The 22,642-nt window shown below is 47.6% G+C and carries 22 protein-coding genes; 14 read left to right on the top strand and 8 right to left on the bottom strand.

From position 1 onward, the window contains the following. Window positions 1-13: 13 nt before the first annotated feature. Both DXV75_RS14330 and DXV75_RS14325 read right to left on the bottom strand, forming a co-directional pair. Window positions 14-661 (bottom strand): GNAT family N-acetyltransferase, encoded by a 648-nt coding sequence (locus tag DXV75_RS14330; RefSeq protein WP_115594115.1) that lies wholly within the window; start codon window positions 659-661, stop codon window positions 14-16. 273 nt (window positions 662-934) lie between these two features. Then, window positions 935-1,297 (bottom strand): DUF3192 domain-containing protein, encoded by a 363-nt coding sequence (locus tag DXV75_RS14325; protein ID WP_115594114.1) that lies wholly within the window; start codon window positions 1,295-1,297, stop codon window positions 935-937. Window positions 1,298-1,564: 267 nt separating this feature from the next. On the opposite strand from DXV75_RS14325, the gene DXV75_RS14320 reads away from it, so the two are divergent. Next, the gene (locus tag DXV75_RS14320) at window positions 1,565-1,906 is read left to right on the top strand and encodes a hypothetical protein (protein ID WP_115594113.1); all 342 of its coding nucleotides are present in this window, start codon (window positions 1,565-1,567) and stop codon (window positions 1,904-1,906) included. Here DXV75_RS14320 and syd read toward each other — a convergent pair. After that, window positions 1,886-2,437: a SecY-interacting protein gene (gene syd, locus DXV75_RS14315; protein ID WP_115594112.1), complete on the bottom strand. Its 552-nt coding sequence runs from the start codon at window positions 2,435-2,437 to the stop codon at window positions 1,886-1,888. The genes DXV75_RS14320 and syd overlap by 21 nt on opposite strands. A 120-nt stretch (window positions 2,438-2,557) precedes the next feature. On the opposite strand from syd, the gene queF reads away from it, so the two are divergent. From queF to DXV75_RS14280, 7 genes are all read left to right on the top strand, one after another. Continuing rightward, window positions 2,558-3,406 carry an NADPH-dependent 7-cyano-7-deazaguanine reductase QueF gene (gene queF / locus DXV75_RS14310; RefSeq protein ID WP_115594111.1) on the top strand — a complete coding sequence of 283 codons (849 nt, stop codon included), beginning with the start codon at window positions 2,558-2,560 and terminating at the stop codon, window positions 3,404-3,406. A gap of 72 nt (window positions 3,407-3,478) precedes the next feature. Beyond that, window positions 3,479-4,981 carry a GGDEF domain-containing protein gene (locus tag DXV75_RS14305; RefSeq protein ID WP_115594110.1) on the top strand — a complete coding sequence of 501 codons (1,503 nt, stop codon included), beginning with the start codon at window positions 3,479-3,481 and terminating at the stop codon, window positions 4,979-4,981. A gap of 193 nt (window positions 4,982-5,174) precedes the next feature. Beyond that, window positions 5,175-6,539, top strand: coding sequence for a nucleotide 5'-monophosphate nucleosidase PpnN (ppnN, locus tag DXV75_RS14300; protein ID WP_115594109.1), 1,365 nt, complete (start codon window positions 5,175-5,177; stop codon window positions 6,537-6,539). 116 nt (window positions 6,540-6,655) lie between these two features. Then, window positions 6,656-7,030: a DUF3192 domain-containing protein gene (locus tag DXV75_RS14295; RefSeq protein ID WP_115594108.1), complete on the top strand. Its 375-nt coding sequence runs from the start codon at window positions 6,656-6,658 to the stop codon at window positions 7,028-7,030. A gap of 9 nt (window positions 7,031-7,039) precedes the next feature. Continuing rightward, window positions 7,040-8,716, top strand: coding sequence for an HDOD domain-containing protein (locus DXV75_RS14290; protein ID WP_115594107.1), 1,677 nt, complete (start codon window positions 7,040-7,042; stop codon window positions 8,714-8,716). A 216-nt stretch (window positions 8,717-8,932) separates the two neighbouring features. Further along, window positions 8,933-9,940 carry an isocitrate dehydrogenase gene (locus tag DXV75_RS14285; protein WP_115594106.1) on the top strand — a complete coding sequence of 336 codons (1,008 nt, stop codon included), beginning with the start codon at window positions 8,933-8,935 and terminating at the stop codon, window positions 9,938-9,940. Between the two features lie 134 nt (window positions 9,941-10,074). After that, window positions 10,075-10,392, top strand: a complete 318-nt coding sequence (locus tag DXV75_RS14280; RefSeq protein ID WP_115594105.1) for a ComEA family DNA-binding protein — start codon at window positions 10,075-10,077, stop codon at window positions 10,390-10,392. 57 nt (window positions 10,393-10,449) lie between these two features. Here DXV75_RS14280 and galU read toward each other — a convergent pair whose 3' ends face one another. The 5 genes from galU to wecA form a co-directional block, all read right to left on the bottom strand. Next, a complete protein-coding gene (gene galU, locus DXV75_RS14275) occupies window positions 10,450-11,343 on the bottom strand; it encodes a UTP--glucose-1-phosphate uridylyltransferase GalU (RefSeq protein ID WP_115594104.1) in 894 nt (297 codons plus the stop codon). Window positions 11,344-11,347: 4 nt separating this feature from the next. Next, entirely contained in the window at window positions 11,348-12,688 is a 1,341-nt protein-coding gene (locus DXV75_RS14270) for a UDP-glucose dehydrogenase family protein (RefSeq protein WP_115594103.1), read from the bottom strand. 68 nt (window positions 12,689-12,756) lie between these two features. After that, window positions 12,757-13,617: a glycosyltransferase family 2 protein gene (locus DXV75_RS14265; RefSeq protein ID WP_115594102.1), complete on the bottom strand. Its 861-nt coding sequence runs from the start codon at window positions 13,615-13,617 to the stop codon at window positions 12,757-12,759. Further along, on the bottom strand, window positions 13,614-14,501 hold the full coding sequence (locus DXV75_RS14260; RefSeq protein WP_342767314.1) for a glycosyltransferase: 888 nt from the start codon (window positions 14,499-14,501) through the stop codon (window positions 13,614-13,616). The genes DXV75_RS14265 and DXV75_RS14260 overlap by 4 nt, the downstream gene beginning before the upstream one ends. Window positions 14,502-14,599: 98 nt before the next feature. Beyond that, window positions 14,600-15,670 (bottom strand): UDP-N-acetylglucosamine--undecaprenyl-phosphate N-acetylglucosaminephosphotransferase, encoded by a 1,071-nt coding sequence (gene wecA / locus DXV75_RS14255; RefSeq protein WP_115594101.1) that lies wholly within the window; start codon window positions 15,668-15,670, stop codon window positions 14,600-14,602. A gap of 325 nt (window positions 15,671-15,995) precedes the next feature. Here wecA and DXV75_RS14250 point away from each other — a divergent pair, with 325 nt between their 5' ends. From DXV75_RS14250 to DXV75_RS14225, 6 genes are all read left to right on the top strand, one after another. Further along, window positions 15,996-16,436 (top strand): hypothetical protein, encoded by a 441-nt coding sequence (locus DXV75_RS14250; RefSeq protein ID WP_147291838.1) that lies wholly within the window; start codon window positions 15,996-15,998, stop codon window positions 16,434-16,436. Further along, entirely contained in the window at window positions 16,436-18,253 is a 1,818-nt protein-coding gene (locus tag DXV75_RS14245; RefSeq protein WP_115594099.1) for a polysaccharide biosynthesis/export family protein, read from the top strand. Before DXV75_RS14250 ends, DXV75_RS14245 begins: the two co-directional genes overlap by 1 nt. Window positions 18,254-18,255: 2 nt before the next feature. After that, complete coding sequence (locus tag DXV75_RS14240; RefSeq protein WP_115594098.1) at window positions 18,256-19,035, top strand: ABC transporter permease; 780 nt, start codon at window positions 18,256-18,258, stop codon at window positions 19,033-19,035. Beyond that, window positions 19,032-19,682, top strand: coding sequence for an ABC transporter ATP-binding protein (locus DXV75_RS14235; RefSeq protein ID WP_115594097.1), 651 nt, complete (start codon window positions 19,032-19,034; stop codon window positions 19,680-19,682). Before DXV75_RS14240 ends, DXV75_RS14235 begins: the two co-directional genes overlap by 4 nt. 30 nt (window positions 19,683-19,712) lie before the next feature. Next, window positions 19,713-20,828, top strand: a complete 1,116-nt coding sequence (locus DXV75_RS14230; protein ID WP_115594096.1) for a KpsE/RkpR family capsule polysaccharide export protein — start codon at window positions 19,713-19,715, stop codon at window positions 20,826-20,828. Window positions 20,829-21,027: 199 nt separating this feature from the next. Then, the gene (locus DXV75_RS14225; protein WP_115594095.1) at window positions 21,028-22,554 is read left to right on the top strand and encodes a peptide MFS transporter; all 1,527 of its coding nucleotides are present in this window, start codon (window positions 21,028-21,030) and stop codon (window positions 22,552-22,554) included. Window positions 22,555-22,642: the final 88 nt, after the last annotated feature.

The raw sequence follows: 22,642 nt of genomic DNA, 5'->3' as shown, positions 1-22,642 counted from the left end.
GTTGTTGGGTTAATCAGATTTCAGGGCGAGAACGAAACATTATCTGACCGGTAATATGGCCTACTTCCAGTTCACTTACCTTTTCATACTCACCATTTTCAAAGAAACTCAAGCACTTTGGTAAGGTTACGTAAACACCGACCCCCTCACTTCTATCGTCTTCAAGCAAAACGCTGTCGATGGCTCGCATAAGCATATGGCCTAAACCGTGATGCTGATGGTCCGGATGCACACCGATAAACGACAGCATATGGTAATTTTGAGCCGGGATCCGCCGCCTGACACGCTCTTCCTTTTCGAGCATCTGTCTTGTTCCAAACAACCCGGCGGTTAGCAGCATCTTGAGGCGCCAATGCCAGTATCTTCCCGCTCCAAACGCACTGTCCGGGCTGGTTAAACAGGCTACAGCGAGCAATCGGGAATCTTCAAACAAACCAATCATCGGCTGTTTAGCAACCCAAAAGGCATTGAGTTCCTCGCGGATTGCCGATCGCAAACGACTCTCGTACCCCTCTTTCTCGGCCTGAAAAATATCGACAAACAGCGGGTCGTCAAAATAGGCGTTGTACAATATTGAAGCGGCAACTTTAAGATCGTCAGCAGCCAAATACACTGCTTTAAGATTTTCAGGGTTAAGCTCAGCAAAAGCCACATTTACCATGTGAAATCCTCTTGTATGCTGTATGAACGCCCCCGACGATAATTTTCACTCCGGGAGCGGACAGTACATCCAATGTTTCTGAGTCTGTGCCACCGGGTATCCGCCCCATCAGACGACTTAACTGGCCAATTGAACAAGCCACGCATTACTTTATAGGATACTTTTACAAATGTTAAGCCTTTGTTAAAAAAAGAAACCAAACAAAAAGGCTACCGATTGGCAGCCTCCGAGTGTTTATACAGTGCCGCTTTTCACGCGACACACTCTGCAATTTTATAACAGCGCGTAAGCACTGTCGCCCCAGCCTATCAGCAGACCGTCGCGAAATACCAAAGGTGTGCACTCGTCTTTTGTGGTGATACCATCGTCCGCGGTTCGCTGGGTACGATAATAAAGGATCCGGTATGTACCGTCCTGCTTTTGATTCAGCTCGTTGAAATCAGCAACACCCATCTTGCGCATTACAGCTTCGTAGGTCATATCTTTCTCAAGTTTGGAAATATGCTTGCGATTGTTGTACTCGCGCTCTTCCCAGTCTGATTGGTAGTGACTGTCGGAATCTCCGCCCACAGATACCACGCATCCGGATAAGAGCGCAGGAGCCAGTACAGTGAGTAAAATTGCAGCGTGCTTCATTATTTTTCCTTAATATTTCTAGCGTTCGGAATACTGTTGAGTTTTGCTATCTATCAAAAATGAGACCATGATTATAACTATCTGATAATTAAAACTTTTTATAATTTTATTATTTTTGAATTTCTTAACTTTTATCGATATTGACTAATAAGTGACAAATTTAGCCAAAACCTGCCAGTTTACTCAACCCGCTAACCACTTGAGACTTCAGTGGCTTTCAGTATGCTTAGCGCCTGTAATCAGCCTCTGCCGGAGTTTCGCTCACCTATGCGCCAGAATCAGAATCTGTACCAAAAACTAATGAACGTCTGCCAGCAACTTCATAATCAAGGCAAACAACCCACTGTTGCGCTGCTTAGAGCGCGTGCACCTGTAAAGGTCAGCCTTAGCGAAGCGATTGAGGCTTTACGCCAATACAATTTGCTGTCAGAAACAATGAGCAAAGAAGATCTCAATTCATTTACCAACCAAGAAGTCAGTCAGGACGAGGGAAATGTAGCCTCAGTTTCTTCACAGGAAGAACGTATCTCCCGTTTGGAACATGAGGTTTCGGAGCTCAAAGCACAATTGGCAAAGATTGAAATGCACCTAATCAACACAGGGGACTAACCCACTGAGAAATGTCGCCAGATCGGGCGCCAGGACGTCGACAGGTCGCTTGCCGACCTGCTCAAGGACCACCTCACCGGTTGCATTGTCCACACTCAGAATAAAATCATCCCTGTCGGTTAGAGCAAAAAACAGCGTTGGCGGTTGTTGTAGCCGGCGCTTCATTAACACATGGCCGACCAAATTTTCCTGTAAACGTTCGAAATCCGCGGCATTCCACACCTGCAACAATTCGCATTTCCCCTGCTCAGCCCGGGCTGGGAGATTTTCACTGAAATACAGCGTGAAATAGCAGCAAAACTGCTCATTGAGCGTCATTTCAAGTGCCTGTTCCAGATCACCAAAACTGCAGGCTTCTGTTTGCTTTACAGGGCGCCAGGCAACCAATTCCCCGGCCTCGCCGTCAGATTGATAGCATGGTGAGGGCCAATCCGGGTCATAGGCCGTATACAAGACATTTTCCAATTGTTCAGCCTGACACAGATATTGCTCAATAAAATGAGATAATTGAGTTTCAATCAGATTACTCATAAACACTTATTCACCGATTTGCGTTACACTACAGAAGTAAGTTTAGCGCTACTGTCCCTTAAGCGCAGTGGTATTCAGTTGATTGTATTAATTTCTTTTCATTAGTAGCACCATTTACCCATGACCGATTCATCCACTTCCAACCTTTTTCCACTCCCTGAACATCTGACTCTGGGTAAAACCGTACAGTATGAAGAGCACTACAATCCGAAACTGCTGCAAAACGTTCCCCGTGCACTGGGGCGCAGCACTCTTAATTTCGACGAATCAAATCTGCCCTTTATGGGCGTAGACATTTGGAACGGCTATGAGCTTTCCTGGCTGAATATGAAAGGTAAGCCGAATGTCGCGATTTTAGAGTGTCGTGTTCCCATCACGTCTCCAAACTTGGTGGAATCCAAATCTTTCAAGTTATACCTCAACAGTTTTAACCAAACGAGGTTCAACTCTGTGGACGAGGTCAGGCAGTGTCTGGAAAAGGACCTGTCAGACTGTGCAGGCGAAAGTGTTGCAGTAACTATCTATCAGGCCCATCAATTTTCCAAGCTGTCGATGGGAGAGATGAACGGCACGCTCATCGACGATCTTGACATCGAAGTTACCCGCTACCAGCCTGACAAGACCTTGGTCAGCACCTGTGATCATGAGGTCGAGGAAACATTGGTAAGCCATCTCCTCAAATCTAATTGCCTTATCACCAGTCAGCCTGACTGGGCAAGCATTCAAATACATTACAAGGGCAAAGGAATTGAGCATGAATCCTTGCTGAAATATTTGATTGCATTTCGCCAGCATAATGAATTCCATGAACAGTGTGTTGAACGGATTTTTTGTGATTTAATGGAACAGTGCCAACCTGAGAAATTGGCAGTTTATGCGCGTTATACAAGGCGTGGAGGGTTAGACATCAATCCATTTCGAGCTAACTTTGACGCCTGCATAGGTAACGAACGCCATGCCAGGCAGTAACTCTGCCCGGCGGTAAAAAATTAGTGCTATTCAATAACGCCATCTGTGAAGCGGTTTGAGTAAAGGAAGCAAATGGAATCGAGACAAGTAGTTTCCATCAAGCGGTACAGTGAATTGCTGGCCCAGTTTATCATACGGTTAACCCGGTTCTATGAAGGGCACAACGAACAGTTGGATCAGCAGTTGTATATTCTGCGGGGTCATTTATCCGGCCAGCCGAATTTTACCCTGTCATTGCTCAGCATTAATAAAATTAATCATTTACTGCAGGACTCCCAGTTTTCTGTAAAGGAACATACAGAGAAGTGCGTACAGGAGCTTGAAAAATCAGTAAAACAATTGCAGAGCGAGCTTCAGTCCGGCGACGAGCTATATTCAGAGTGCACTCAGTTACTGATGCAATTGGACGCGCCCCTGCCCTCTTCTTCTGCTCTGAAGCACCTGACATCGGGCACGTTAAGCCTGCTTTCGGCTGCCAGACAGCTAAATCAGAATAACAAGCAGATTCATCCACTGAGTGATCCGGCCGACACAGCCCAACTGCATCAGAAGATGCTCGATGAACTGACCCAACTCACCCTGAACTACGCCAAAAAGTATCCTGAAGACCAACTGCTACAGGAATTGCTGAACAGGCTTCAAAGCGGCGTGAGTGAAGATGAGTTACTGCAGTCCTGTATTGTCCTGCTTCGCTTGTTCGTAAGAGAATCTATTCACGACGCCTCTATGACCGGCAAAGTCCTTCAAAGTCTGCACAGGGCGTTGGATGAAGTAAACCAGAATGCCCGGCAAAGTTTACAGAAAACGACTGCAAGCATTGAGACACGCAAGCAGCATCACCGTAAAATCCAGGCAGAACTGGAACATATGGAAGATGAGGTCAAGCAAACAGACTCTTTGGATGCTCTTAAGCAAAAGACCACTGCCTACATTCAGTCTGTGGCAAGTAGCCTCTCTGTGCAACATCACCAGGACCAGGAGCAACAGGCGACACTGGTAGAATTATTGGTACAGATGCAGTCACAGTTGTCCCTGCTACAAAAGCAAACACAGACCTATCGCAAAAAACTGGCGGAACAGGCTCAGGCCAGTCAGACCGACCCTCTTACCCGGCTACCGAATCGCCAGGCTTACAACAAGCAAATAGAGCTTGCCTGTGAACGCGCCGGCCATACACAACAATGTTTGGCCATGGCCATTCTTGACATCGATTATTTTAAAACCATTAATGACAGATTCGGCCATTCGGCTGGCGACAAGACCTTGCAACTGGTTGCGAACCATTTACGTAACCACCTCACCAGCAAAGATTTTATTGCGCGCTGGGGAGGTGAAGAATTCATCTTGCTGTTTGCAGATACAGCGCCGCCCAAGTTGGCAGATAAACTCGAAAAAATACGTACTTCACTTGAGCAGTTACCACTGAAATTTAAACAGGAAAAAATCACTCTCTCGGCCTCAATCGGCGGTACCTACTTTCAGCGAGGTGAAACACCTGAACAATTGTTCGAGCGCGCAGACAGACTTTTGTATAAAGCCAAACATGCCGGGAGAAATTGCGTGGTTACCGACTGATGCCAGAATGTTATCGGCCGAACGGTTTATATCAAAGCGTATACCAATCAGGTTCAAGCTGAAATAATCCGGTTATGCGGTGTCATATGTAAGTAGTTGGGTGAGCAAAGACGATGGTCGCGATTTGAAAGTGCCGGTATTCGCCTCCACCAGATGAATTAACCAGACAACAAGAAAGCACCAGGATGGTCCAATGAACAGAGTACAACTGAACCCCGTTGGCTGGATGAGCCAATTGTCCCAGCTTGAAGTTACCAGGCTGGAAGATACTACCAACAGTGAGCTGTATAATACCTTTAGAATCTGTTGCCTTGCGGTTCTTAACAGCGGCGTGGATGAAGACGACTGTGAAATTCTGTTCGCACCCTATAAAGACTTTGATGTCCGTCTCATCCGCCGTGAACGGGGTGTAAAGATCGAACTTGTGAACCCCCCTGAAGTCGCCTTTGTTGACGGAAAGCTTGTGCGCGGCGTACATGAGCATATCTTTGCCGTACTGCGGGATATGTTGTACATGGGCAACAAATACGCTTTTTTACATCAGACGGCGCCACTTGACGGAAATGGCATCACCGACATGGTATTCGACATGCTCAGGCACTCTCAGGCGCTGGAGGGTAACGACGAACTGAATACGATTGTCTGCTGGGGAGGTCACTCCATCAACCTGCACGAGTACAAATACACCAAAGAGGTGGGTTATCAGCTTGGCCTGCGCGAAATGAACATTTGCACCGGTTGTGGCCCCGGAGCAATGAAAGGCCCCATGAAGGGTGCAGCCATCGGCCATGCCAAACAAAGGTACACTAAAGGGCGGTACATAGGTATTTCGGAACCCAGTATTATCGCCGCGGAGCCACCCAACGCAATAGTCAACGAACTGATCATAATGCCGGACATTGAAAAGCGGCTTGAAGCATTTGTTCGAATTGCCCATGGCATCGTGATCTTTCCCGGAGGTGTGGGCACTGCCGAGGAACTTCTGTATTTGCTGGGTATACTGATGAGCGAGCGCAACAGTCAGCAACCATTTCCAGTAGTACTTACCGGGCCAAAGGGCTCCGAAGCTTACTTTGAAGCAATCGATGATTTTATTGGCTCAACACTTGGTAAAGAGGCCCAGAGCAAATACCAGATCATCATTGATGATCCGATAGACGTAGCACGTGCACTGTCTACCGGGTTAGGTAAGGTACAGAAATTTCGGCGTGCCATGGGAGATGCCTTCAGCTTTAACTGGTCCCTTAAAATCAAAGAGGCATTTCAGACACCGTTCATACCAACCCACGAAAGTATGGCCGCTCTGCCCCTGCACCGGAATCAAAATGTGGCGGATTTAGCAGTGGCATTGCGCCAGGCATTTTCAGGTATTGTTGCCGGAAACGTTAAAGCCGAAGGCGTCAGACAAATAAAGCAGAATGGTCCGTTTAATCTCACAGGAGAAGTAGATTTAATGCAGCGTATTGATGCGCTGCTGGAATCCTTTGTAAGTCAAAAGCGCATGAAATTACCGGGCAGTGAATACATCCCCTGTTACACCATATCTGGCGAGCGCTGAAGACAGATACATTGGCAGATTGTCGCAATATGGATGCAACTGGTTACATTTCTCATTCCTAAGCAGATATTTTTTAAGGTAGACTGGCGCTAATCAGCAGCAAAAAGTGAAGAAGGATGAATAGTAAGGTCATTCGGCTTATTCTGCTCGGCCTGGCAGTGTACGGCTTGTTCGTGTTCATGGTTATATCCTTTTACCCGGATAAACCTGAGAATATGGACTGGCAGGATCGGGAAGAATACAACAAAGTTCAGATAACCAAGCTCAGACTGGGGAGCACCCGGGAAGAAGTACTTGCATTGTTGGGCTCACCTGACATCACTGAAGCTAAGATCCATGGCGGTAACACCGTTCAGGTAATGTTTTACCGTACGCAGCACGTCCGGGCAGATGGGTTAACCACTCTGGATGAGTGCACGCCCCTGTTATTCGAGAATGATCATCTTATCGCCTGGGGCGAAGGAGCGTATCAAAGCTACCTTCAGAGTTAGGGCCGCTGATTGAAGCGTTCTGACTACCCGACCTGCTTTGGGTTAACCAAACAATTACTTGTAGGCTCGGGCAGGCCTGATGACGTAACCGAAACATCGCAACCCACAGTGCCGCTTTGTCGTCATTTGGCTAGCTCACTCCTGAGCTTTGGGATTCACCACCCTGATGAAGCAGTAGCGGTATTAAATTCGGTACCGCCGGCAGCGTCAGTTCAGAAGGTGTTCAACCACTTATTATTGTTAACCCTGTTTGGTCAGCGACTTCAGTTTAATGAACGCTACCTTTGCACACTTGTGAGCGCACTGGCCTTTTCTTACGCGCAGAATTATCACTCGGAGACATCCTCCGGAACGCCTGTTGGTCAGCTACACAAGCAGGAAACTGCTCTGTGGCATGAAGTAGTACAGTTGCGTCGTCTGATTGCTCATCCCACTCCTGTTAAAGCGCTTGGGCCCCCCCGTCTGTCTGACAGTCAACGTTGGATACTCATAAGTCTGGTGATGCTCTCTGGCTCTCCTGACCAAAATCTTTTTGAGCTCATTACAATCCTGCCCGTCCGCTTTCAAAAGTCACTGGCGCATCTCATAGCTTACCCGCTTGGCAGCATGGTCGGAATGACAGTTAAAGCTGACAGTACCCGTTGGCTAGTGGTGTCACAGACAGATGAGAAAACTTACCGGATTGCTCAACTGCACAGTGCCAATATGGATAGCATAAGATCGGTACACCGGGAGCAAATCGAGTGCCTCGGCCCTGCCAGTTTCAAACAGTGGCAAAACAAAAATCAATTGGCCCACCGCGAATTTGAACGGCCCAGCCAAGACTGGCCTGTAAAGCGGGCTTACAAGATCAATTCACCGCCCATATATCTGCGTACCATCATCAGTCTATTACAGGATGACAACGCAAACATAGACACCATCGCCAGCAAGATAATTCAACATACAGAGTTGGCAGATTTCCTGATGTCATCTGCCTCCCGGGATAACCGATTACAGTTAGCGGTAAACGACATTAAACAGGCAATCATGACATTCGGTCTGGAAAGAATTAGCGACATGCTGATCCAGCGGGCTTTGTCGACACGGTTGCATCAAAAGTACTTCCCACTTCGAACGGTCTGCGCTCATCTGGAAACCATAATTGCTGGCGTCGCATCTCAATTGGCGGCACTCTCGCCTCACAAAGTTTCCCCACAGAACACATCACTGCTCGCCACGTTCAGCACTGCACCGCTGTTTACCCTTCCCGCACTCAAGCTCAGCAAGACCATTCAAGTCAGCAACAAGAACACATATGATATAAATACACTGGCACTTCAGCATCACACCCAAACCATAGGGCAGATGGCGGTGGAGCTTGCAAGGGGATGGCAACAGTCCGACTGCTTCATTGGTATATTGAGTCAGTGGGGTAAGCTGCCTTCTCACTGCCCAAAGGCATATCGCGTGGCTTACAGCATTTTGATCATAAGTGTTTGTTGGTCACGCAAGTGGTTATTTGGTATACACGGGCAGTGCCCGCAAACCGATATTGCAGTTCAGGAAGCATTGTCATTTTCCGGTTTGAATAACCAAACAGAGATGATAGTGCTCGCCACAATGAGCCACCTGGTATTCAGCCCTGAAATTGATGGCAAATTAAGCGCTATTTCCCGCATTTATTCCGGAAATAGCGTTTACTGAGGGCATAATCCCTACCTTCACTGTGACTCCTCAGCGGGATTGGGCTAAAATAAGGCCCTTATCGCTATCCGCCATACGCGCTTTTTACAGCGAGACCGTCTGGTCTGACTCCGCATATCTCATGCCTGGGTAGCGTTTTCATTGAATTCAGGTTCAATGAATCAATCAGTTACACCTAACGAATTAACTAAAATAAGTTTCAGAGGATCCTCCCAAATGACTCAGCAACGCATAACTGTCATTCGCGGTGACGGCATAGGCCCGGACATCATTGATGCGACACTTAAAATTCTTGATAAAGTAGGTTGTAATTTTACCTATGATTTTGCCGACGCCGGTCTGGTCGCGCTGGAAAAGCACGGAGAACTGCTTCCTCAGGAAACACTGGATCTGATTGCAAAAAACAAAATTGCGTTGAAAGGTCCTTTAACAACACCGGTGGGTGAAGGGTTTACATCGATTAACGTTAGTCTGCGCAAACAGTTTAAACTCTACGCCAACTTACGGCCTGTGATTTCCTTCAAAGGCACTAAAGCACGCTACGAAGACATCGATATCATCACAGTACGAGAAAATACCCAGGGCATGTATTCCGGCTTGGGCCAGGTGGTTTCCGAAGATGGTACTGAAGCCGAAGCAATAAGCAAAATCACTCGCGACGGAGCAGAGAAAATCGTCACTTTTGCTTACGAACTGGCGCGCCGGGAAGGCCGCAAAAAAGTTACCGCGGTACACAAGGCCAACATTCTCAAGTCCACGTCCGGACTGTTCCTGAAAGTGGCCCGGGAAGTTGGAGAGCGTTATCCGGATATCGAGTCAACCGAGATGATTGTTGACAACACATGTATGCAGCTGGTTATGAACCCGCATCAGTTCGATGTGATTGTTACCACCAACCTGTTTGGTGACATCATTTCCGACCTATGCGCGGGTCTGGTTGGTGGGCTGGGTATGGCACCGGGTGCCAACATTGGCGAGGATTGTGCAATTTTTGAAGCCGTACATGGTTCTGCACCTGATATTGCCGGCAAGAACCTCGCAAATCCAACCTCAGTCATTCTTGCCGCCATACAAATGCTTGAATACCTGAAAATGGCAGACAAAGCAGAAAAGGTGCGCAGCGCTCTCAAAGATGTTATCGAAAGCGGTGATCGTACAACCCGCGATCTCGGTGGCGAACACGGAACTACCGAATTCACGCAAGCGGTACTGGAACGTCTCTAAACCTCTCTGGGGCACACACTGTGCCCCAAAAAACTGTCCAAAAACTGATCTCCCGGTTGAGTTTAGCCACCGCGTCAATTTCCTAAACTGTAACCGTACGCAATGTACGCTTAACAACCACATGAGGAATCAACATGAAACTACGGATAGTTCCCCTGCTCATTACGAGTCTGACTACCTTTTCCAATCTGGCAAGCGCAGCCACCGAAGTAACCGTTCCAATGCCTCCGGATGCCTCGTTACTCGAACAACGTTCGATGACCTTGAACCTCAATACTGCCAGCGTTGAGGATCTTATGGCTTTACCCGGAATCGGTGAAAGCAAAGCCCGTGCAATCATTGAGTACCGCACGCGAATGGGAGGGTTCGTTGAAGTTGAACAGCTGACTGAAGTAAAAGGGATTGGCGACAAACTGCTGGAAAAACTAAAAACACTGGTCAGCGTGTACTGACCCAGGCTAGCAGCAGAATAAAGGCTCCTATTCGGAGCCTTAAATCAAAGAACGTTGTTACCCGTTTAACGAAGCAAGATACTGCTTAAACTCTTCGCCCAGTTCGGGATGCCGCAAAGCAAACTCAACATTGGCCATCATATAGCCAAGTTTACTGCCGCAGTCATGGCTTTTGCCCTTCATATAGTAGGCGTCTACCTGTTCCAGTTTCATCAGAGCATCGATAGCGTCTGTCAACTGGACTTCTCCACCTGCACCGGGGGGCGTAAACTCAAGCAGATCCCATATTTTTTCAGAAAGCACGTAACGACCAACAACGGCGAGATCCGACGGCGCTTCATCTAAATCGGGTTTCTCGACCATCTGATATATTTTTGCTGACTGACCTGGCTGGATCTTTGCCCCTTCCAGATCAACGATACCAAACTTGGTAATGTCCTCTTCAGGAACCTGTTCCACCATCACCTGACTGACCCGGCTGGTGTTAAATTTTGCCACCATATCCGCAAGGTTGTCTTTCTTCGGATTACTGGCCACATCGTCGATGATTACGTCTGGTAATACAACGGCAAAAGGAGCATCGCCAATCAACGGGCGGGCGCACAATACGGCATGACCCAATCCATTTGCGTGGCCCTGACGTACCTGCATTATGGTTACGTCTTTAGGGCAAATTGACTGCACTTCTTCCAATAGCTGACGCTTAACCCGCTTTTCCAGCGTTGCTTCCAACTCGAAAGAAGTATCAAAGTGGTTCTCAATACTGTTTTTACTGGCGTGGGTAACCAGAATAATCTCTTTCACCCCCGCAGCTACACATTCGTTAACCACATACTGAATTAACGGCTTGTCCACTACCGGAAGCATTTCCTTGGGAATTGCTTTGGTTGCGGGCAACATTCTGGTACCTAGTCCCGCTACCGGGATAACCGCTTTTTTCACCTGACTCATAGCTTTATTGTCCTTGTACTGATAAACCACGTCCTATTGCGTAATAATGCAATCCATATTCCAACATACGTTGCGGCTCGTACAGATTTCTACCATCAAACACCACCGGTTCACTGAGCGACTGCTTGATAAGTTCAAAATCCGGCGCCCTGAACGCCTGCCACTCGGTACAGATGACCAGAAAATCTGCGCCAGCCAGCGCAGACTCTTTGGTCCCCATTAATTTCAGATCATCCCTGCTGCCATAAATCCGCTGGGTTTCCTCCATGGCTTCGGGGTCATACGCCTGAACTGTAACGCCAGCCACCCACAGCTTTTCCAACAATACACGACTGGGGGCTTCTCTCATATCATCAGTATTGGGTTTAAACGACAAACCCCACAACGCAACGGTTTTTCCTCGTATATCACCGTCAAAATGACGCATGATGTATTCGAACAATTTTTCCTTCTGGGCATAGTTCACCGCCTCTACCGCTTCCAGAACCCGTGCTGCGTAGCCCACGCCATCTGCACTGCGGATAAGCGCCTGCACATCTTTAGGGAAACAGGAGCCGCCGTAGCCGCACCCCGGATAAATAAACTGATAGCCAATACGGGGATCTGAACCAATCCCACGTCGAACATTTTCCACATCAGCGCCGAACAGTTCAGCCAGGTTGGCAATCTCGTTCATAAAGCTGATTTTGGTCGCCAGCATACAGTTTGCTGCGTATTTAGTCAGTTCCGCACTGCGGATGTCCATCGCAATGACTTTATCATGATTTCGATTAAACGGTGCGTACAACTCACGAAGTTTGCTTTCTGCTTTAGGATTGTCTGTACCAAGAATGATTCGGTCCGGACGCATGCAGTCGTTCACTGCTGCGCCCTCCTTGAGAAATTCCGGGTTCGAAACAACGTCGAAGGTATCAGTCTTGCCCAGTTGGGTCAAAGTTGCCGATAATTTGGCTTTTACTTTGTCTGCGGTCCCAACCGGAACGGTTGATTTATTGATCACAATTTTGTGACTTTGCATATGAGTGGCGACGGTCTCAGCTACAGCGAGGACGTATTTTAAATCCGCCGAGCCATCCTCATCAGGTGGAGTGCCCACTGCGATAAACAACAATTCACCGTGTTCAACGCCGGCTTTGGCATCAGTAGTAAACTGCAGGCGACCAGAGGCATAATTTTGCTGAACCAAAGGCGTTAAACCTGGTTCATAAATTGGAATAATACCGCTCTTAAGATTGCTGACTTTTGATTCGTCAACATCTATACACATCACATCATGCCCGACCTCTGCGAGCACAGCAGCCTGAACCAATCCTACATAACCAATGCCAAAAACTGTGATTTTCACACGATTTCCTTTCTATTTAGCAGCCTTGATAAATGTTGACTAAGAGATTCCGACAAATCTGTAATGCCCTAAACCTTTAATTTACCGCGCTTGTCCGTCAAACCGTCAATCAACCCTCGCCGGAAAAAATCGCCCCGTTGCTTACCATCAGGAAAAAAACAGCGATTCACCATCCAACGCAGGGGTAATGCGCTCAAATGACGTAGCTTCCAATAAAGAGGAACGTAGCTACGCCGTGAAAGTATAAGCACATTACGTACCTGATAATACAGTCTGATTGGCGCTCCGCGTTTGAAAGTTATTCCCAGGTAACGATGCCGGGCATCGCCCTGTCGATGCAACATGGGTACATCCTGGCACTGAATAACGTGATATCCCGCTTTTCTTGCCCGCCAGCACCATTCATGGTCTACACCATCAATAAATAACGCCTCTTCCTTCTCACCAATCTGTAAAAAGGTTTTGAGCTTAAAAAGCATACCTGACGCAATGATTTGACTGACAGAGATAAGATTCCCCCTGGTATCAATCCTGCGTTGAACACGCGCATGCACGGGCTTACCGTTGTACTCGCACACGATACGGGGGCCAATCACAGCGACTTTATCAAACAGCTTTTCTGCCTGAAGAAAATTCCGCGCCAAACCACTAAGCATCTCCGCTGACAGTTGGCTGTCCTGATCCAACAACAAACCGTATTCCAAGCCGAGTCCAACTAATTTGTGTAAGCCCAGATTCTGCGCAGCTGCAATGCCAATATTTTCCGAACAATGAATATAGTGAACCGATGGGCTGGCAGAAAAATCTTGTGGCACGGGGGAGTTGTCCACCAACACCACAGCCCAGTTGACCGCGTTTATTTGTGTGATCATTCTGTCTAAGTGAGTGCGATCCGGATGATACAGAATGACGACTGTTCCAACTTTCAATGTTTTACGTACTTTTCCAGCAATAGCCGATCCAATTTATAAGCCAGCTTTACCATTTGAGCCGGCATCAAACGTAAAACCAGCACGCCACAGGCGTAGCCTAAATTCCAGGCAGAATATTTCCTCAGGCTCTTCATGGCAAACATCCTGGCTTTAAATTCATTAAAAGACTTTCCCAGTCCCCGCCTCTTATAAAAATCATTAACCCGTCGAAACTTGAGAAGTTTATCCTTTAGATTTCGAAACAAGTAGCCATTCTGCGCCAGTTCAATCCAAAGAAAATAATCCTGTGTATTTCGCAGACTGGAATCATAGCGAAATCCATCGTGAAAGACATCGTAGCGAATTGTCACTGTAGGATGGTTCATGGAGCACCGACGTGGAAGCATACGCACAATCTGTAAATGAGATGCAGGCATGACCCGGGCACCGACCTTTTTGCCGTTTTCATCAATTTCTGTCAGCGATGATCCCAGGATTGCAATGTTTTTGTGATGTTCCAGATAGCCAATTTGTCTCGCAAGACGATTTAGTGTCGCCACATCGTCTGCATCCATACGAACAAAATACCTGGGAGACAGCGTGAATCCCCACTCAATTGCATGATTCATGGATTGAGCCAGGCCAAAATTTTTATGATTCTTCAGTAAAACGAGCCGATTATCACTCTCAGCAAACGACTGAATAGTTTCATAAAGGCTAGCCCCAATTTCTCCGTCTATAACGATTATCAAAGCGAATTCGGTATACGTCTGCCCAATAATGCTGGCTATCGCCTGCTCCACCCAACCGGGATTGTCTTCACGGTAAACAGCCATGGCAACCACCACATCCACCTGGTGGAAAGGAAGGTCTTTTTTAATAATGGAATAGGTTACAGACAAAGGCCCCGCCGTGTTTTTAATTGAGTTTGTTAGCTAGCCAGGCAAGATATCAGACTTTTGAACTGGTTGCCTGCACAATTCCAGTGCAGGCGATAGAGCTATGCCCTATTTCGGGTATAACGTTTTACTTTACGTATAACAGTCCAAATGTTTTGGATGATGTAACTGTAAAAAAACAGCAGAGCAAGAAACGACCAAAACATGACCGACTCAGGTATTCTGTATACTTCGCCCATGATACCGACCATACAATAACAGGCACCTATCACAAGAATGGCAATCAATGCCTGCCGTGAAGTTAAGCCCGCACGCATAAATATGTTGTGCAGGTGTTTGCGGTCCGGCTGCAATACTGACTGCCCTTTGCGAGCACGACGATACATAATGGCGGCCATATCCATCAAGGGCAAACCGATAAGCCATACGGCTGTAATAGGACGAAACGCAGCATTATCGCTTTGCGTGTGGTCAACCAGCAACCAGACAATGGTCAGCCCAACAAACATACTGCCGGCGTCACCCATAAATATTTTATTGCCCTTAAACCCCTTCCAGCTCAAATTAAAAGCCAGAAACGGAACAATTGCGGCGACAATGATTAATGGTTCCATAATAGCGCCACCGTTACCTGAGGCCACTAAAAATCCGACGACGGTGAGCAGTATAATTAAACTCATTCCTCCTGCCAGACCGTCAATACCATCAATCATATTGAACGCATTGATCACACCCACAACACAAACAATAGTGAAAAAATAACCACTCAACCCAAGCAATATTTCACCGCTACCGAGCAGATTTCCAAGGGAGGTAATATAATTCTGTGCACTCCAGGCCATGATTGATGCCACGCCAAACTGGCACATCAAACGACCTTTAGCACTGAGATCAAAGCGGTCGTCCATCATTCCCAGCAGTACAATGAATGCGGAAGCTGTAAAAAACAGAGGGTTGTTTTTCATCCACACATCGGTGACAACGCTGGCCACCAACACAGCCATGAAAATTGCCACCCCTCCGGTTAGAGGCACCATACCGACGTGATGTTTGCGAATACCGGGTTGATCAACCCAACCAAACTGATGTGCAAGAGGGGTCATTACGACCAGAAGAATTAACGCGACAAAAAATGCCGTGAATAACGGTACGAATTGCAAATAATCTAACATGCTGAACAAATTCCCTTGATACCTGGCGATTCTATTCGCTGCCGCTGCAATTCTGCCGTGATATAACGAAACAAACTTAACCAATCCATTAATGCTACAACTTCCATTTTCCTAACCTGACAGAGTAGGCGAGCTCCCACCTGGCTAAATGCAAGGTCTGAAACCAGGGCCTATAATAGTAAACTAAACCGACACTGACTACCCTCAACAACTAAAAATCCCCTGAGTTTGCGAAGAATCCTGACCAAACACTCAATTTTTCACCAATCATTTACATGGCCATGATTTATCATCTGTAAATCATGTAATTTTCGAAGATTATGTTATGCTAGGCGCCGATTTGCTATATGGACATCTCGCATTAATGTTTCGAAAACAGCCCATTGAACTTGCCTTACTTTTTCTAGCAACCAGTTTACTTGCTGCTTGCGCCACTCAACCTACGCAGGTAAAGGCCGATATCCCTCTGGTTCACAGCTACTACAAGCAGGTTTCCGAACAATACAATCTTCAGCAAGCAAAAATTATTCCATTGGAAAATCCAGTTACCGGCCAGGCCATTCTCATAGACCAGCAACGCTTCGAAGTCGGACCGGAGTATTTCTCAGCTCTCGGCCAGCTGTGCTTTAAACTCCACCCAGTTTATCAACAGGCCTCGTTATCAAGCCCATCCCGTTCAATCTGCAAAACGGACGATGGCTGGATGGCGCTGGCGCCGCTCGTCACTTTCCAACCCCATAATTCAGACGGATTTCAGCAGCAATGATGCGTATTAGTGTTTTATTACCCATTACTCTCCCACTGATTATTGGTCTTACTCTGGTTGGAGGTTTGGCTTCGGCGCAATCACTTGAGCAACTCCAGCAACTGCAACAGGCACGTCAGCAGGCCGGTAACTCCAGTCCGGCACCTAACATTACGCCCATCGAGTTACAGGGTCAGCGCACTCTTCCAGCCAGTAACCCAGGGCAGGCTCAGGTTGGCCAGTATGTGTCGCAACCCAGATACGGTCAGACGCTCCCCGGCGAGGCCACTTTCGAAACGGTCTTTCCATTGCAGGAACCCATGACCAACCCCCCGTTTGCTGCCAATGTGTTCATAGGTGGGTTTGAATCCGAGCGTACCTCTGGCCTCAATGACAACTACCTGGTAGCACCCGGTGATAAAATCTCCATTTGGATGTGGGGGGCGGTTAGTTATTCCGATGTGGTCACGGTCGACAATCAGGGCAATATATTTATTCCCAACATAGGCCCAATTTCCATTGCCAACACCCCGGCAGGCACAGTCAATCGTACGGTAACTTCACGCATCAAACAGATTTACACCCAGGACGTCAATGTCTACGTCAATTTGCTTACCTCTACTCCGGTTTCAGTCTACATCAGCGGCCCGGTTTTGAGACCCGGTCAGTATGCCGGGTTAGCCTCAGACAGTGCACTGTATTTTCTCAAACGCGCAGGCGGAGTGGATTTCCGCCGTGGAAGTTTTCGAAACATTGACATTCTGCGCGCAGGTGAAGTCATTGCCTCAGTGGATCTCTATCAGTTTGTAAAGTCCGGAACCGTGCCGAATGTTTCGTTCAAGGATGGCGATGTCATTCTGGTGCATCCTATCGGCCACACGCTGGTGGTCCAGAATGGCGCCCGAAATGCGTTCACATTCGAATTCAAGCATGAAGAATTAAACGGTGAGGTTCTCACTGAATTCGCCCGACCGACAGACTTTATCAACCATGTGTCGATAACGGGTGTGCGCAATAATGAACAGTTTGCCCGCTATCTTACGCTCGACGCGTTCCGCTCATTCAATCTTGAAGCCGGAGATTTGGTCGAATACGTGGATGATCACGAACCACAGGTGTATCGCATCAATATCGCGGGTTCAAATGCAGGTGCATCACAAATTATGGTAAACAGAGGCACTCGCCTGTTGGAAGTCCTCAATTACGTCGAAGCCGACCCCAAACTGTCTGATATTGACAACATTTTCCTTTTGCGGGAAAGCGTTGCTGCCAAACAGCGGGAAATCATAGAACAGTCACTACAACGCCTCGAGCGCAGTGTATTCACTGCCCCAATCAGTTCAACCGGTGAAGGCTCTATAAGGGTACAGGAAGCACAGCTGGTATCCGATTTCATCCAGCGTGCCCGCCAAATTGAGCCATTAGGAAAAGTAGTGGTGTCTGAGCGCGGCGAGATTGCCAACATTTTACTCGAAGCCGGCGACACTATTTATATTCCCGAAACTACCGACCTGATTCATGTCGGCGGTGAAGTGATGATGCCACAGTCAGTAGTCTACAACCCGGACGCACGCGCAAAAGATTATGTCGCCTGGGCCGGTGGTTTTACCCAGCGCGCTGACGACGAGCGTATTATGATCCTGCGAAAAAACGGTAACGTTGAGTTCGACACCATTGACGACGGTTTCTGGGCTGGAGGTAAAGGCAGGCTTGGAATACAGGCGGGTGATCAAATCGTGGTTCTGCCTGCGATTGATGCAAAATCCTTGCAGGCGATTAAAGACATTACCCAAATCATCTATCAAATTGCCGTTGCCGCGAACGTCATTCTGGACTGATTGTGATCACCGTTCGCGAACAGCTACACGCTTGGAAAAGGGTCATATTTGCGCTTTTTTTGCGTGAACTGCAAAGTAAATTCAATGACAAATTTGGTTTGAGCTGGGCCTTTGTCGAACCCTTTGTATTTGTTTTTGTTTTATCTTTTGCACGAAGTTTCGTTAGTGGCGGGGACGTTCATTCGATCCCCTTATTTGTATTCATGATGATTGGCCTGATGGGGTTGCAGAGTTTCCTCACCGGCATGGGTGCGGTATCAAACTCAATAAAAAAAAATAAACCACTGTATGCATTTCGCCAGGTCCATCCAATCTCAGCAGTGCTGACCTCAGGGTTACTTGAATTTACGATAAAGCTGGGGGTTCTGGTTCTGATGGCTCTTGCGCTTTTTTTACTGCACCAGACCTTTGCAATTGCTAATCCATTGTTGCTAATTACAATCTATTTATCGTTGTGGATTTTGACAATATCCGTCGGTATGTTGTTTGCGATCGCAGCATCGTTTGTTGCTGAGGTCGACAAAGTCAAGGCTATGCTACAACGGCCATTGCTGTTTATTTCCTGCGTTTTTTTCAGTCTGCAGGACATTCCTGAGCAATACTGGCACTGGTTCACATGGAATCCGTTGGTGCATGCTATCGAACTGGCACGCTATGCCTGTTTTGAGACCTATGGCAACAATGGGGTTAGCCTGAACTACTTAATTGGCGTAACCATAGTTACCCTGTTTTTCAGCCTTGCTGCCTATCATATCACCTGGAAAAGGTTGCTAGCCCGATGATACGAATCAGTAACCTGACCAAAAGCTATCCCAGTCAACTCGGGCCGCAATATATTTTTCGTGATCTGAATTTCGATTTCCCCACCGAGAACAACGTCGCGATTCTGGGTAAAAACGGTGCGGGTAAATCAACGCTTTTTCGCATGCTGGCCAAAAGTGAATACCCGGACAGAGGTCGTATCATCACCAACCGTTCCATGTCCTGGCCGGTAGCTCTGCAAACCGGCATCCACCCGCAAATGACCGGACGGGAGAACACCCGTTTTATTGGCCGAATCAATAATGTAAAGTCTCTTCGTCAGTATGAAAAGCGTGTACAGGAATTCGCTGAGCTGGGTGGTAAATTTGATTTGCCGGTCAAAAACTACTCTTCAGGCATGCGCGCAAAGCTGGTGTTTGCCTGCTGTATGAACATCGATTTCGACATTTACCTCATCGACGAAGCGACATCGGTTGGCGATCCAACCTTTCGCCGCAAGGCCAAGCTGGCGCTGGCGGAAAAAGCCAAATCGGCAGGGGTAATTATGGTTAGCCACGAACTCGATCAAATCCGTGAATTTTGCCATTCTGCGGTGCTCATCGAAAATGGCCAGCTTCACTATTACCCGGATTTGGAAGAGGGTATAAAAGTGTACATGGCAGACTAACCTGCATTAAAAGAATTTAGGAAACCTCTAGTGCAAGATAACTACAAAAAACTCATCGCGCTGTTTCGCCGCCATTCCATTCTGGTGATTGCGGTTCCCTGGTTGCTGTATGCATTGTACCTGATACTGCTGGCTTCAGCGCAATACGAAAGCCAGAGTCAGCTGATCATTAAATCCACCGAGAGCGGCAGTAACTTTGACCCGTCGTCTTTGCTGATGTCAACCGTAACCGGTTCAGCGGCGACAAGTGAAACCCATATAATCAAAGCGTTCGTGCAGTCTTCTGACATGCTCGTTTATCTGAATGAAACGCTTGATTTGCAAGCCCATTACAGTAGTTCAAATGCAGATATTTTCAGCCGCTTGCCGAAAAATGCCACGTTCGAAGATTTTTATCTGTTTTATCTGGAGCACGTGGATATCAGTGTCGATTCTACTTCATCGGTGATCACGCTCAAATCCGTTGCATTTTCCCCTGAAATGGCACAAAAAATTAACTCCACAATTCTGAGCCGCTCCGAAGCCTTTATCAACGAAATCAACAATAACCTCGCCAAGTCAAAGCTGAAATTTGCCCAGGGGGAGCACGATCTGGTGCAGGAAAAGCTCAAAGATTCGAAAACACAGTTACTCGCTTTTCAATCCCAATACAACGTATTGGACCCCACGGCTGAAGGCGCGGCATTTCAACAAATTGCCCTTTCCCTTGAGGCCACTCTGGCCCAAAAGCAGGCAGAGTTACAGACCATGTCGTCCATGATGTCAGACTTGGCACCGGATATACTGAATGTCAAGCGACAGATAAGGGCGCTAAAAAATCAGATTGAAGATCAAAAGGCCAAAATTAATACCTCTGACAACCCGGAAGCTGCGCTTTCAGTCAGCGAACTTATGGCCCAATACAGCAACCTGAAAATTCAGATGGAGCTGGCGTTACAGGCCTACTCATCCTCACTCATTACACTCGAAAATGCTAGGGTTGACGCCTATCAACAACTGCAACACCTTGTCACCATATCTGCCCCGCAACTGCCGGAAGAAAACAAGTATCCCCAGGTAGGGTACAATCTCACCTTGTTTGGTGTACTGCTGCTCATGATGTATGGTATTGCCCGTATCATCATTGCGACAATAAGAGAATTATAAACGATAGCTGCCGGACAAAAATCAGGCAGCTTTTTAGCCCAACCGCAGAATTGGGAGCCATTTAGTGCTCCCCGCTTGTGTATCCCCAAATCCTTTAGTATAACGGCTTATCCTTTGCCGAGTCTGGGCCCGATGCCTTTGCTGTGCGCTACCCAGGCCTGTGAAGCAATAAACATATAATTAAAAATAGGTAGTTATTGTGACAACAAAGACATCTAACGACACAAGATTTTTTGGCCATCCAGGGGGCCTTCAAACATTGTTCTTCACCGAAATGTGGGAACGAATGAGCTACTACGGTATGCGTGCTCTGCTGGTATTGTTCATGACAGCAAGTCTTCAGCAGGAGGGCTTAGCCTTTACCGTTGCTACCGCAACCGCGATTTACGGATTATATACCGGAGCCGTGTATTTCATGGGTCTCCCCGGCGGCTGGATAGCTGACCGGTTGCTGGGTGGTCAAAAGGCCGTGTGGTATGGCGGCATTATTATTATGTGTGGCCATATCGTGCTGGCCATTCCCTCCAACAGCACTTTCTTTATTGGCCTGATTCTGGTGGTACTGGGCACAGGGCTACTCAAACCTAATATCAGCGCCATGGTGGGTGAACTCTACGATGAGCATGATCCGCGCCGTGACAGTGGATACACCTTGTATTACATGGGCATTAATATTGGCTCCGTAATTGGCTATATGGTGTGCGGCTGGTTGGCACCCAACATGGGATACCACTGGGCATTCGGAGCCGCAGCAGTGGGAATGGCCATTGGCTTGATACAATACCGCGCGACCAGTATTCGTCTGAACAACGTAGCCAACCAGCCTACAGTTCAAATTTCCGATGCGACAAAGAAAAAAAGCTGGCTGGGCATAGGTATATTCCTGATTGCGCTCGCAGCAGTAACTACCATGGCAAGCCTCGGCAAACTCACCATCAACCCGGTGGAACTGGCGAAGTATGTTGCTGTAGCATTTACGATCATCTTTTTTATGTATTTTGGCGGCATTTTCTTTTTTGGCGAGCTCACTGAAAGCGAGAAGAAGCGCATGGGTGCGCTACTGCTTATCTGCGTTGCTTCCGCCTGTTTCTGGGCAGGTTTTGAACAAGCCGGTTCATCGTTGAACCTGTTCGGTCGAGATTACACCGACCGTCTTATTGGCTCATTTGAAATTCCACCTGCCTGGTTCCAGTCTGCCAACGCATTTTTCATTATCATTTTGTCACCTTTTTTTGCAGCACTTTGGATCAATCTGGGTAAGCGTATGATCGATCCGTCTTACGGTGCCAAGTGCGCTATTGGCCTGATCATCATGGCCAGTGGCTTTATCGTCATGTTCTTTGCCGCACAATTTGCTGCCAGTGGCCTCAAAGTCGCGCCGTACTGGCTGGTCATGACATACTTCCTGCACACTGTTGGTGAACTGTGCCTCAGCCCGGTTGCGTTGAGTGCCGTAAGCAAACTGTCGCCAAAGCGATTTGCGGGCCAGATGATGGGCGTATTCGTACTGACTTACTCCATAGGCAATGTCATTGCCGGATTGCTGGCAGGCAGTTTTGATCCTAATCGCCTCGACGAAATGCCGAATCTGTACATCCAAATCAGTCTGTTCAGCATCGCCATTGGCATTGTTATCTTCCTGCTTTCACTGAAAACCCGCCACTGGGAAAAGCTTGCAGAAAAAACGCCACAGGATGAACCGCATCCGGTTGCGCAACAGGGCTAACCACCCATAACCGCAGCACGGGTTTCATCTCGGCGGATATTCACCTACAATGGCCACGATTGTCGTGGCCATTTTTTTAAGAGCATAC

Source organism: Alteromonas aestuariivivens (assembly GCF_003367475.1).
Lineage (GTDB): Bacteria > Pseudomonadota > Gammaproteobacteria > Enterobacterales > Alteromonadaceae > Alteromonas > Alteromonas aestuariivivens.
The sequence above is the reverse complement of the archived record's forward strand: the minus strand, read 5'-3'. Positions and strand labels throughout refer to the sequence as shown.

Bases quoted from the DNA above. Each gene is read 5' to 3' on its own strand.
- DXV75_RS14330 (WP_115594115.1), bottom strand. From the start codon at position 661: ATGGTAAATGTGGCTTTTGCTGAGCTTAACCCTGAAAATCTTAAAGCA.
- DXV75_RS14325 (WP_115594114.1), bottom strand. From the start codon at position 1,297: ATGAAGCACGCTGCAATTTTACTCACTGTACTGGCTCCTGCGCTCTTA.
- DXV75_RS14320 (WP_115594113.1), top strand. From the start codon at position 1,565: ATGCGCCAGAATCAGAATCTGTACCAAAAACTAATGAACGTCTGCCAG.
- syd (WP_115594112.1), bottom strand. From the start codon at position 2,437: ATGAGTAATCTGATTGAAACTCAATTATCTCATTTTATTGAGCAATAT.
- queF (WP_115594111.1), top strand. From the start codon at position 2,558: ATGACCGATTCATCCACTTCCAACCTTTTTCCACTCCCTGAACATCTG.
- DXV75_RS14305 (WP_115594110.1), top strand. From the start codon at position 3,479: ATGGAATCGAGACAAGTAGTTTCCATCAAGCGGTACAGTGAATTGCTG.
- ppnN (WP_115594109.1), top strand. From the start codon at position 5,175: ATGAACAGAGTACAACTGAACCCCGTTGGCTGGATGAGCCAATTGTCC.
- DXV75_RS14295 (WP_115594108.1), top strand. From the start codon at position 6,656: ATGAATAGTAAGGTCATTCGGCTTATTCTGCTCGGCCTGGCAGTGTAC.
- DXV75_RS14285 (WP_115594106.1), top strand. From the start codon at position 8,933: ATGACTCAGCAACGCATAACTGTCATTCGCGGTGACGGCATAGGCCCG.
- DXV75_RS14280 (WP_115594105.1), top strand. From the start codon at position 10,075: ATGAAACTACGGATAGTTCCCCTGCTCATTACGAGTCTGACTACCTTT.
- galU (WP_115594104.1), bottom strand. From the start codon at position 11,343: ATGAGTCAGGTGAAAAAAGCGGTTATCCCGGTAGCGGGACTAGGTACC.
- wecA (WP_115594101.1), bottom strand. From the start codon at position 15,670: ATGTTAGATTATTTGCAATTCGTACCGTTATTCACGGCATTTTTTGTC.
- DXV75_RS14250 (WP_147291838.1), top strand. From the start codon at position 15,996: ATGCTAGGCGCCGATTTGCTATATGGACATCTCGCATTAATGTTTCGA.
- DXV75_RS14245 (WP_115594099.1), top strand. From the start codon at position 16,436: ATGCGTATTAGTGTTTTATTACCCATTACTCTCCCACTGATTATTGGT.
- DXV75_RS14235 (WP_115594097.1), top strand. From the start codon at position 19,032: ATGATACGAATCAGTAACCTGACCAAAAGCTATCCCAGTCAACTCGGG.